This window comes from Arenibacter certesii DSM 19833 (genome assembly GCF_000429545.1).
Taxonomy (GTDB): Bacteria; Bacteroidota; Bacteroidia; order Flavobacteriales; family Flavobacteriaceae; genus Arenibacter; species Arenibacter certesii.
In genome coordinates this window covers 58,567-69,702 of the sequence record NZ_KE386915.1, presented here as the reverse complement: position 1 = coordinate 69,702, position 11,136 = coordinate 58,567, and the positions used below count along the sequence as shown (strand labels likewise).

8 protein-coding genes are annotated in these 11,136 nt (G+C 36.7%); 6 read left to right on the top strand and 2 right to left on the bottom strand.

The window, feature by feature from the left end:
* Positions 1–160: 160 nt before the first annotated feature.
* The 3 genes from G466_RS0120825 to G466_RS0120815 all read left to right on the top strand — a co-directional run bounded on the left by G466_RS0120825 (position 161) and on the right by G466_RS0120815 (position 3,817).
* The gene (locus G466_RS0120825) at positions 161–2,215 is read left to right on the top strand and encodes a tetratricopeptide repeat-containing sensor histidine kinase (protein ID WP_157374079.1); all 2,055 of its coding nucleotides are present in this window, start codon (positions 161–163) and stop codon (positions 2,213–2,215) included.
* Positions 2,216–2,235: 20 nt separating this feature from the next.
* Positions 2,236–2,904 (top strand): response regulator, encoded by a 669-nt coding sequence (locus G466_RS0120820; RefSeq protein WP_026815351.1) that lies wholly within the window; start codon positions 2,236–2,238, stop codon positions 2,902–2,904.
* Positions 2,905–3,142: 238 nt separating this feature from the next.
* On the top strand, positions 3,143–3,817 hold the full coding sequence (locus tag G466_RS0120815; RefSeq protein ID WP_026815350.1) for a hypothetical protein: 675 nt from the start codon (positions 3,143–3,145) through the stop codon (positions 3,815–3,817).
* Positions 3,818–3,905: 88 nt separating this feature from the next.
* On the opposite strand, the gene glyA is transcribed toward G466_RS0120815, so the two are convergent.
* Entirely contained in the window at positions 3,906–5,180 is a 1,275-nt protein-coding gene (gene glyA / locus G466_RS0120810; protein ID WP_026815349.1) for a serine hydroxymethyltransferase, read from the bottom strand.
* A gap of 115 nt (positions 5,181–5,295) precedes the next feature.
* On the opposite strand from glyA, the gene fahA reads away from it, so the two are divergent.
* Both fahA and G466_RS0120800 read left to right on the top strand, forming a co-directional pair.
* Positions 5,296–6,585, top strand: coding sequence for a fumarylacetoacetase (gene fahA, locus G466_RS0120805; protein WP_026815348.1), 1,290 nt, complete (start codon positions 5,296–5,298; stop codon positions 6,583–6,585).
* 110 nt (positions 6,586–6,695) lie between these two features.
* Positions 6,696–7,883 carry a hypothetical protein gene (locus tag G466_RS0120800; RefSeq protein WP_026815347.1) on the top strand — a complete coding sequence of 396 codons (1,188 nt, stop codon included), beginning with the start codon at positions 6,696–6,698 and terminating at the stop codon, positions 7,881–7,883.
* 62 nt (positions 7,884–7,945) lie between these two features.
* Here G466_RS0120800 and ytxJ read toward each other — a convergent pair whose 3' ends face one another.
* On the bottom strand, positions 7,946–8,347 hold the full coding sequence (ytxJ, locus tag G466_RS0120795) for a bacillithiol system redox-active protein YtxJ (protein ID WP_026815346.1): 402 nt from the start codon (positions 8,345–8,347) through the stop codon (positions 7,946–7,948).
* A 167-nt stretch (positions 8,348–8,514) separates the two neighbouring features.
* Here ytxJ and clpB point away from each other — a divergent pair, with 167 nt between their 5' ends.
* Positions 8,515–11,133, top strand: coding sequence for an ATP-dependent chaperone ClpB (gene clpB / locus G466_RS0120790; RefSeq protein WP_026815345.1), 2,619 nt, complete (start codon positions 8,515–8,517; stop codon positions 11,131–11,133).
* Positions 11,134–11,136 lie beyond the last annotated feature (3 nt).

Below are 11,136 nucleotides of genomic sequence, written 5' to 3'. Positions count from 1 at the left end.
CAGATAACTCGGTCGCTACTGATAGAGACATCTTAGTTAAGGACAGAAGAAAGAAAACCGACTTTGCATAATGCCTATCAATATGAATAATATAAAAAAGCCTAGAATAAAAGTATGTTCTAGGCTTTTTCTTTATCTTGCAAGGTAAATGCAATAAAAAGTGACAAGTAAGATTTTATTTACGATTTTGCTATTCTCACTCTGTATCCTTAATGGATGCAGTTATCCTGTCGACTCTAATAATAAGCAGGAAAATTCTCAACCTACGGATAGTGTTCAATTTTACCTATCCGAGGAAAACAGCTATTCTAACGCCGAGTTTAAAAGAAATTTAGCTAAAGCATATGCTTTAGCTAAAAATGTTAAAAAGGATTCTTTAAAATCGAAGTATTTTAGTGAATTGTCCTATTATTACTTATCCGAAGCAGATTCCACCAAATTTCGGAAATCAAATATCTTAGCACTGGAATACTCCAGAAAAATAGGAGATTCTGCAACTTTAGCAAACAATCATTGGGATTTAGCATCTTTTTTTGATGATTACGCGGTAGAAGATAGTGCCTATTATCATTACTCAGCCGCCGAAAAAATTTATAGAGCTCTTAATGATACGTATTACTCCGCCAGAATGTTGTACAATATGGCTCTTATTCAATCTGAAATTAAAGACTATATAGGAAGCGAGATAAATACCATAAAAGCAATTGAGCTTTTTGAACCCTTAAAAAAATATGAAAACCTATTCCATTGTTATAGTAATTTAGGTTCTTTAAGCAATGCATTAAAGGAATATGATAGAGCTTTGGAATACTATGACGAAGCCCTATTCTATTTAGATAAGGTTGATCCAAACAGCTCTGCCAAGTTGGGCGCTTATAACAATATAGGAGTTGTCTACCAACAAATGGGGCTTCATAAAGAGGCGATGGAATCCTTTAACAAAGTAATTTCTGTAGATAGTATCAAGATTAAAAACACAAGAAACTATGCTACTGCCATTTCCAATTACGCCTTAAGCCAAAGCAAGCTAGGTGATTCTTCAGGAGTACTAGACAAACTTACTGAGGTACTTCATGTAAGGGATAGCCTAAACGACATTCGCGGATTGGCAGTGATTCAATACCAAATTGCCGATCATTATTTAAGTCTAGGGGATAGTACAAAAGCCCTAGAGTTTGCTTTACGCGGTAAAGAGAATGCTGTACAAAGCAGTAGTAATCTTAGAATATTAGAGTTATTGGCCCTGTTAGGAAAAATTGATCCAAAAAATGCCACCTCATATACCCATGAATATATTAAACTTAACGATAGTTTAATTCATGAGGAGCGAACCCTACAAAACAAATTTACAAGGATCCGTTTTGAGACAGACCAATTTATTGAACAAAATGTACTACTAGCTAGGCAACGACAATTATGGATAGGGATTGCTGTTGGAATTCTTGCTGTGGCGGCACTACTATTACTAATGTTTAATCAATTAAGAAAAAATCAGAAATTAAGATTTGAGCAAGCCCAACAAAAAGCCAATCAGGAGATTTTTAACCTACTACTTGCACAAAACACGAAAATGGAGCAAGGAAAACAATTGGAGAAGAAACGAGTTTCCGAGGAATTACACGATGGCATTTTAGGTCAAATGTTAGGGATAAGACTTATTCTTACAGGACTGAACAATAAAACAGATGACACATCAGTTTTAAAGCGAGCAGAACTATTGAAAAAGCTGCAAAACCTAGAAGAGGAGATTCGCACCATTTCTCATGAATTAAGCAGAGCTTCCGAAGAAAAAATTCATAACTTTATCGTTTCTGTAAAGGAATTGCTACAAACTGTAGAAGATTCCTCAGATATGACCTGTGAATTTAAATATGACCATAACATTGATTGGGACCAGTTAACGGCAGACTTAAAAATTAATATCTACCGAATTGTTCAAGAAAACCTGCAAAATTGCATAAAACACTCTCGGGCAACCCAGGTGGTAGTTGCTTTTGAACACGAAGGAAATCAGCTTAATATTACAATAAGCGATAATGGAGTTGGTTTTAATGCAAAAAAAGGTAAGAGAGGAATTGGACTGAAAAATATAAAATCAAGATTAGAGAAACTCAATGGAACCTATAGTATTAATAGTCAAGTTGGCAATGGAACTAAGGTTATGGTAACAATACCTCATCAATTAATTAAACACGTAACACCCCAATCAGCATAATTTATAATAAATAATCTACTATGAAAACTCTAAGAATCTTAGCAATAGATGATCATGAAATGATTACCACCGGTTACAAATATCTCCTTGAAGCTGCTGAATTCGAGGATTTTAGTATAAAGGTTGAAACTGCAAATACCTTTGAAATAGGCAAGCAGAAAATAGAGGATTCCGCTAGATCTTTTAAATACGATTTGCTACTATTAGACATACAGTTAACAGAAACACATTTAGAAGAGCCATATTCTGGTGAAGACCTTGGAATATTGGCACGAAAAGTAGTTCCAGACACCAAAGTGGTCTTTATGTCCTCCTTTAGCGATAATTATAGGATTAATAGCATTTTAAAAAATGTAAATCCAGATGGATATATGGTGAAATCCGAAGTGGATGAGAAATCTCTTATTGCCATGGTGAAAGGGGTTATCACCAATCCTCCTTACTATAGTCAGAAAGCATTGGTGGCCATAAGGAAAAAAGTTTCCAGTGATATTACCTTAGATGATAACGACCAAAAAATACTCTACCATGTATCCATTGGAACAAGAACAAAAGATATGGTAGACCATATTAATCTTTCCCTTGCTGGAATTGAAAATAGAAAAAGACAACTTAAAATGATTTTTGGAGTTGAAAAGCAAAACGATCTTGCCTTGGTTACCGAAGCAAAAATTAGAGGTTTTTTATAAATAAATTTATCTAAATCGGTTTTAACACTAAATCACTGCCATAAAGAAGTTTTCTCTAATTGCTAGTTAACTATTACAAGGTTTTAAGACTCTTCTTACACCTTTATTTGTGTCGCTATTTTTCACCATTAATTCCACGTATTTTAATTAAAACCTTAATTTTTATAAGGTTTTAATATATTCAAAAACATGCCATTAGAGTAATTTTGAAAATTAGTTTATCAAAATTGCTGTTTGGATGTCAATACAAAAAAATAATTTTTATAATAACCGAAGAATTGGAAATAAACCCACTAACCATATTGTCGGTCTGGATAGTTTTAGAAGGCGTTTAGAAAAAGACTTCTATGCAGAAGTATATATAAGCGATTATGGGCTTAATGAGGAAGAGGCTAGCTTATGTATCGAAATCAAGTGTAATTTGAGTCTATCCGAATCACTCTATTTTTTAGAGAACCCTGATTCACTATCTACCACTACTCAAAACTTAAATTCGAGGAAAACCCTACTTTTCACTAAAGCCTATTCCGATCTACGCAGAAAAAACAATATATCCCTAGACATCAAGGAACTAAACATAGTGTTAACGGATACTACCATTTTCATCAGTAAGGTATACGAACAAAGCATTTACCAACAGTTAGAGAATATTGCAACAGAATTAGCTCTCCATCACATCTATTACACCAAAGGGTTGTCGGAAAATCCTTATGAGATTTTCATTCCTGTCTTTGAGGCAAATGACTTAACGCCAGGTATTGGCGCCATAAATCATCCTTTACGTGACAGTAATATTCCTTCCGATGATTACGCTCTCTATTGGGGCGTATACTATGACCATACCGAAGAAGCCGCCATTTACGACTTACAATCACAAAAACTAATTAAAGGAGATATACAGATTTTCACCTAACACCAATTATCTCACTAATGGAGCATAAAAAAACCAACACCCGTAAAGGATGTTGGTTTTTTATTTCACTTTATTTTATTGTTTAAGACTAAGCCGGAAATAACTCCCTCTCATGCATCAAAGCATTTACCTTCTCCTTTACAGATTGAACAAGGGCTTCGTCTTCGGGATTCATCAACACTTCATCTATAAGCCCTACAATAACAGGCATATGTTCTTCCATTAAACCTCTTGTAGTAATGGCAGCTGTACCTATACGTATTCCTGAGGTTACAAAAGGTGATTTATCATCAAAAGGCACCATGTTTTTATTAACTGTGATATCGGCTTTAACAAGAATGTTTTCAGCATCCTTGCCAGTAATATTTTTACCTCTAAGGTCTATCAACATCATGTGGTTGTCCGTACCACCAGAAATAATCTTATAGCCTTTATCTACAAAGGCTTTTGCCATAGCTGCTGCATTCTTTTTCACTTGCAACATATAGTGCAAGAAGTCGTCCGTTAGGGCTTCACCAAAAGCTACGGCCTTGGCAGCAATAACATGCATTAACGGTCCACCTTGGTTTCCTGGGAAAACAGCCAAATCTAATAATGAAGACATCTTTCTTAAACTACCGTTCTTTAATTTAATTCCGAACGGGTTGTCAAAATCCTCCCCCATTAAAATAAGACCTCCTCTAGGTCCACGTAACGTTTTATGCGTAGTAGTAGTTACAATATGACAATGTGGTATTGGGTCATTAAGAATCCCCTTGGCGATCAGTCCGGCCGGATGAGAAACATCTGCCAATAGAATAGCTCCAACGCTATCTGCTATCTCCCTAAATTTTTTAAAATCCATATCCCTAGAATAAGCAGATGCCCCAGCAATAATCATCTTTGGCTTCTCCTTAATAGCGATGGCCTGAATTTTATCGTAATTCAACATTCCAGTCTCTTCGTCTACCCCATAAAACACGGGGTTGTACAATCTTCCCGAAAAATTTACGGGAGAACCATGGGTCAAATGCCCTCCATGCGAAAGGTCAAAACCAAGTATAGTATCTCCAGGCTGTAAACAAGCATGGTAAACAGAGGCGTTTGCTTGCGAGCCAGAGTGTGGCTGCACATTGGCATAAACCGCTCCAAACAACTCCTTTGCCCTATCTATGGCAATTTGCTCTACCTCATCAACTACCTCACAACCACCATAGTAGCGCTTTCCTGGGTAGCCCTCGGCATACTTGTTGGTCAATACAGATCCTGCCGCTTCCATTACTTGTGGACTGACAAAATTCTCGGAAGCTATAAGTTCTATCCCATCAATTTGGCGTTCCCTTTCCTCCTCTATTAGTTCAAAAATTAAATTATCCCGTTGCATACTGTTAAAGATTCGATTAAATAAGGCGTAAAAATACAAATTGCCGAGCGTTAATTGGAAGAAAACAATATATTTGATATAGATATTTATTAAACGTCAATTAACAATCCTATAAATGCCTCTAAAAACCAACGACCCAGCAAAAAAAACTTGGCTTCCAGTACCGGCCAATTCTGATTTCCCTATTCAGAACATTCCCTTTGGTGTCTTTTTGACCCGGGACGATATTATTACCATTGGAACAAGAATAGGTGACTACGCCATTGATTTGGGCGCACTACACCAATTGGGATATTTTAATGGTATTCCCTTGACGGATGATATTTTTTTACAAGACACCTTAAACGATTTTATATCGGATGGAAAAAAAACATGGCGCTTGGTGAGGAACAGGATTAGTGAAATATTTGACTTAAACAATACTGCCCTGCAAGGCAATGACGACCATAAAAACATTGTACTCTTCACTCTAGACGAGATAGAGATGCAGCTTCCCGTTCACATTGGAGATTACACGGATTTTTACTCTAGCAAGGAACACGCTACTAATGTAGGTTCTATGTTTAGGGATCCAGATAATGCACTTTTACCTAATTGGCTCCACATGCCAGTTGGCTATCATGGCAGAAGCTCTAGTATTGTACCTAGCGGTACAGCTATTAGACGACCAAAGGGTCAAACTCTTCCTAAGGGAGCAGATGTTCCTATTTTTGGCCCTTCTAAATTGGTAGACTTTGAATTGGAAATGGCCTTTATAACTACCGATGCCAACGTTTTAGGTGAACCACTTGCAATTGAAGATGCAGAAAACTATATTTTTGGGATGGTACTTTTTAATGATTGGAGCGCCCGTGATATTCAAAAATGGGAATACGTACCTTTAGGTCCGTTTTTGTCTAAAAGTTTTGCCTCTTCCGTTTCACCTTGGATTGTTACAATGGATGCCCTTGAACCTTTTAGAGTTAACAGTCCAGAACAAAACCCAAAGCCCCTGCCTTACCTAATACACAATGGTAAAAGAGGAATTGATATTAATTTAGAGGCATCTATAACCACTGAAAGCGGTATGGAAACTGTCGTCTCTAGAACTAATTTTAAATATATGTACTGGTCTATGGCACAGCAACTAACACATCACACTGTAAATGGCTGTAAGGTAAATAGTGGTGATATGATGGCTAGTGGAACTATATCTGGTCCCAGCCCAGATAGTTACGGCTCAATGTTAGAACTTACTTGGCGTGGTGAAAAACCTTTAACACTTGAGGATGGCTCCACCAGAAAATTTATAGAAGACAATGATACGGTTACAATTAAAGGATATTGCAAGAAAGAAAATGTGCGTATAGGTTTTGGAGAAGTGACTACTAAACTACTACCTATATTTGAGCCAAAGAAAAAATAATTCAAAATTAGAGAGTTTTTGTACTATTTTCTACTCTCAACCGTTTCATTATTTAGCAATTTTAGTTATTGCAATTAATTGTAAGCCCTAAAACTAGATACGTTAAACCTATGAAAAGAATTATTCTTATTCCAATATTAACCCTGCTCATAATCTCTTGTAGTGGAGTCAAAAAAACGCAAGAAAATATAAATTTAGGGAATTATGAGGCTGCAATCTCCAATGCCCTAAGAAACATAGCCGAAAATAAATCCAAAAAAGGAAACCAACCCTACATTATTCTCTTGGAAGAAGCTTTTAAAAAGAATGCTGAACGGGAGTTGCAACATATCACCTTTTTAAGAAAAGAAAATAATCCGGCAAACTTAGAAGCTATTTTTAACGGATATCAAGGGCTGAAATTAATACAGGAGCAAATAAGACCTTTATTACCCTTACAGATTGTTGAAGAGAACCGTCAAGCTAAATTTGCTTTCAAAAATTATGACAGCGACATTATTAGCACCAAAAATAAATTATCTGATTACCTGTATAAAAATGCCATCACTCTTTTAGAAACAGCAGTATCAAAGCAGGACTATAGGAAGTCATATGAAGATTTCACTTATTTAGACGAAATTAATCCTAACTTTAAGGATGTAAAGCAAAAACTTCATGAGGCATATGCCAAGGGATTGGACTATGTAAGTGTGGTTCTCATCAACGATTCTGAAAGGATTATTCCATCAAAATTAGAAATGGAGCTCCTAAATTTTAATACCTATGGTCTTAATGATACATGGACCGTTTACCATTCTAACTCCCAGGAAGACATTCCTTATGATTATGAAATGGAAGTCGCCTTTACAGATATTAACATTAGCCCTGAACAGCTAACGGAAAAGCAGATACAAAGGGAAAGGCAGATTAAAGATGGCTATAAGTATGCCGTCAATTCAGACGGAAATATCGTGAAGGATAGCCTAGGAAATAAAATAAAAATAGACAAGTTAAAAACGGTACGATGCGATTTTTATGAATTTAGTCAACATAAAAGAGTCCAATTAAGGGGAAGTGTCCGATTTGTAGACCTACAAACCAAACAACAGTTGAATTCCTATCCATTGGTAAGCGAATTTGTATTTAACCACCAGTATGCTACACATAAGGGAGATACTAGAGCTTTGGAAGACAAACTACTTCCTTTATTAAAGCAATCTTCGGTCTCTTTCCCATCCAATGAACAAATGGTATATGACGCTGGTGAAGATATTAAGCAAAAGCTAAAAGGAATCCTTAACAAACATCGATTCAACTAATCCAAAATAGCATTAACACAAATCAATATTACCATTTCCCTTTAAAAAATTAAGAGGAATACTTATACGTATTCCCCTAAATTCAACTGTGAAATACCACTGTGCGAATCATGTGCCACCACTACTCCATTCTTAATGATTAATAATTGGGGCGATTCATGTCTGAGCTGAAATAAATTCGCCACTTCGTTGGATATATTACGATAACTGTGCAAGTCCAAGTAATATAGATCCACCTGATCACTGCTTAGCGTATAAGATTCATTAAATCTATTCATCACCATCCTGCTAACCCCACAAGTAGTAGAATGTTTAAAAATAATTTGCGTCTTTTGTGAAGATTTTTCTTTAATCTCCACAAGTTGATCTAAAGAAACCAGCGGTATCCAAGGCACATTTATGATCTCCTTTTCCTCTTTCCCTGGTGTATTATCCTTCCCAAATATTCTGTTTAATATTCCCATTTTTGTAATTTTATGAATAGGTCGAACATAAGCAATTTTCCTTACAATATGACGTTGTGTCGTTATAATCCTTAAATAGAATGACATTTTGTCTCCCGTTGAATATGGTAAGGTTATTGCCTTAAAATCATCAAAAGTAAACAATAACAAGATATAAAAACAGCTATATGAACTTCAATAACTTCACAATTAAATCTCAGGAGGCCGTTCAGCATGCGCAGCAAATAGCGCAGGGGCTAGGCCATCAACAAATAGAGAACGAACATATTTTTAAGGCGATATCCGAAGTTGAGGAAAACGTCCTTCCTTTTATTCTCAAGAAATTAAATGTCAATATTTCCATGCTGAAGCAAATTTTGGAAAAGGAACTGGAAAGTTTCCCAAAAGTCTCCGGCGGGGAAATCATGGTATCTAGGGAAGCAGGAAAAACATTAACCGAGGCGGGGATTATCGCAAAAAAGATGGAAGATGAATACGTTTCCATTGAACACTTGCTTTTGGCCATTTTCAAATCCAAAAGTAAAATTGCCCAGATACTAAAAGACCAAGGCGTAACAGAAAAAGACCTTACAGCGGCGATTAACGAGTTGCGAAAAGGAGGCAAAGTAACCTCCCAGAGTGCCGAGGACACGTATAATTCTTTAAACAAATACGCTAAAAACCTAAACGAACTGGCAGATAGCGGAAAATTAGATCCAGTAATAGGAAGGGATGAAGAAATAAGGAGAGTTTTACAGATTTTATCTAGGAGGACAAAAAACAATCCTATGTTGGTAGGTGAACCAGGTGTTGGTAAAACCGCAATAGCAGAAGGACTTGCCCATAGGATTGTCCAAGGTGACATTCCGGAAAACCTAAAGAATAAAACTATCTTTTCCCTAGATATGGGGGCACTGATTGCGGGGGCAAAATACAAAGGTGAATTTGAAGAGCGCTTAAAAGCGGTAATTAAAGAAGTTACCACCTCGGACGGGGATATTGTGCTATTTATAGATGAAATACACACCCTAGTAGGTGCTGGGGGAGGACAAGGTGCCATGGATGCCGCCAATATTCTTAAGCCTGCATTGGCAAGGGGGGAACTGCGAGCCATAGGAGCAACCACTTTGGATGAGTATCAGAAGTACTTTGAGAAGGATAAAGCTTTAGAGCGTAGATTTCAAAAGGTGGTTGTAGATGAGCCTGATACCGAAAGTGCCATCTCTATATTAAGAGGTATTAAAGAAAAATATGAAGCACACCATAAGGTAAGGATAAAGGACGAGGCTGTTATTGCAGCTGTAGAACTATCACAACGATATATTACAAACCGATTTTTACCGGATAAAGCAATTGATCTAATGGATGAGGCAGCATCAAAATTACGGATGGAAATAAACTCCAAACCGGAAGAGCTTGATGTGCTAGATCGAAAAATAATGCAGCTGGAAATTGAAATAGAGGCCATAAAGCGTGAAAATGATACTTCAAAACTTAAAGTATTAAATATTGACCTAGCGAATATAAAAGAAGAACGCAACGAAATTTTTGCAAAATGGGAAAGTGAGAAGGCTGTAGTAGACGATATTCAAAAAACAAAAAAGGATATTGAAAATTACAAAACGGAAGCCGAAAGAGCCGAGAGAAATGGAGATTACGGCAAGGTAGCGGAAATTAGATATGGTAAAATTAAAGAAGCTCAAGAAAAGTTGGAGAAACTTCAAAAAGACCTTGAAGAACAACAACTTGGTGAAACTTTAATAAAAGAAGAGGTAACCTATGAGGATATTGCTGAAGTAGTTGCTAAATGGACCGGTATCCCAGTAACGAAAATGTTGCAAAGTGAACGGGAGAAACTTCTAAGCTTAGAAAGTGTACTCCATAAAAGGGTAGTTGGTCAGGTAGAAGCTATAGAGGCTGTATCAGATGCAATTAGAAGGAGTCGTGCTGGATTACAAGACCATAAAAGGCCTATTGGTTCCTTCCTGTTTTTAGGAACTACCGGGGTAGGTAAAACAGAATTGGCCAAAACTCTGGCAGCCTATCTTTTTGATGATGAAAACGCTATGACAAGAATAGACATGAGCGAATATCAGGAAAGACATGCAGTAAGCAGACTGGTTGGTGCACCTCCGGGGTATGTAGGTTATGAGGAAGGCGGACAATTGACTGAAGCGGTAAGAAGAAGACCTTACTCTGTAATTCTATTGGATGAGATTGAAAAAGCGCATCCAGATACCTTCAATATCCTATTACAAGTCTTGGATGAAGGTCGTTTAACGGACAACAAAGGAAGGGTGGCCGATTTTAAGAATACGATCATTATAATGACCAGCAACATGGGGAGTCACATCATTCAAGAGAAATTTGAGGATAACAGTGATATCTATAGTGCAACTGAAGCAGCAAAGGTAGAAGTTCTAGGGCTATTACGAAAAACAATACGCCCCGAGTTCTTAAACCGAATAGACGATATTATTATGTTTACGCCTTTAAGCAAGGCAGATATAAGTAAAATTGTGGTTCTACAATTAAATCAGTTAAAGAAGATGTTAGAAGAACAACATATAACTATTGACGCTACTGATGAAGCCATTGCCTATTTAGCTGAAAAAGGGTACGATCCACAGTATGGGGCACGCCCTATAAAACGGGTTATCCAGAAGGATGTATTGAACAACATTTCCAAGGAGCTTCTTAGCGGTAGAATTAGCTCAGGCAGTATTGTTCTTATAGATAGCTTTGATAATGAGCTGGTTTTTAGAAACGAAGATGAGCTTGCCAAAAAAAATAAGCACGGGAATTAATTA

Excerpts from the sequence above, each read along its gene's own strand:
- ytxJ (WP_026815346.1), bottom strand. The coding sequence starts at position 8,347 with ATGGGAATATTAAACAGAATATTTGGGAAGGATAATACACCAGGGAAA.
- G466_RS0120815 (WP_026815350.1), top strand. The coding sequence starts at position 3,143 with ATGTCAATACAAAAAAATAATTTTTATAATAACCGAAGAATTGGAAAT.
- G466_RS0120820 (WP_026815351.1), top strand. The coding sequence starts at position 2,236 with ATGAAAACTCTAAGAATCTTAGCAATAGATGATCATGAAATGATTACC.
- clpB (WP_026815345.1), top strand. The coding sequence starts at position 8,515 with ATGAACTTCAATAACTTCACAATTAAATCTCAGGAGGCCGTTCAGCAT.
- glyA (WP_026815349.1), bottom strand. The coding sequence starts at position 5,180 with ATGCAACGGGATAATTTAATTTTTGAACTAATAGAGGAGGAAAGGGAA.
- fahA (WP_026815348.1), top strand. The coding sequence starts at position 5,296 with ATGCCTCTAAAAACCAACGACCCAGCAAAAAAAACTTGGCTTCCAGTA.
- G466_RS0120800 (WP_026815347.1), top strand. The coding sequence starts at position 6,696 with ATGAAAAGAATTATTCTTATTCCAATATTAACCCTGCTCATAATCTCT.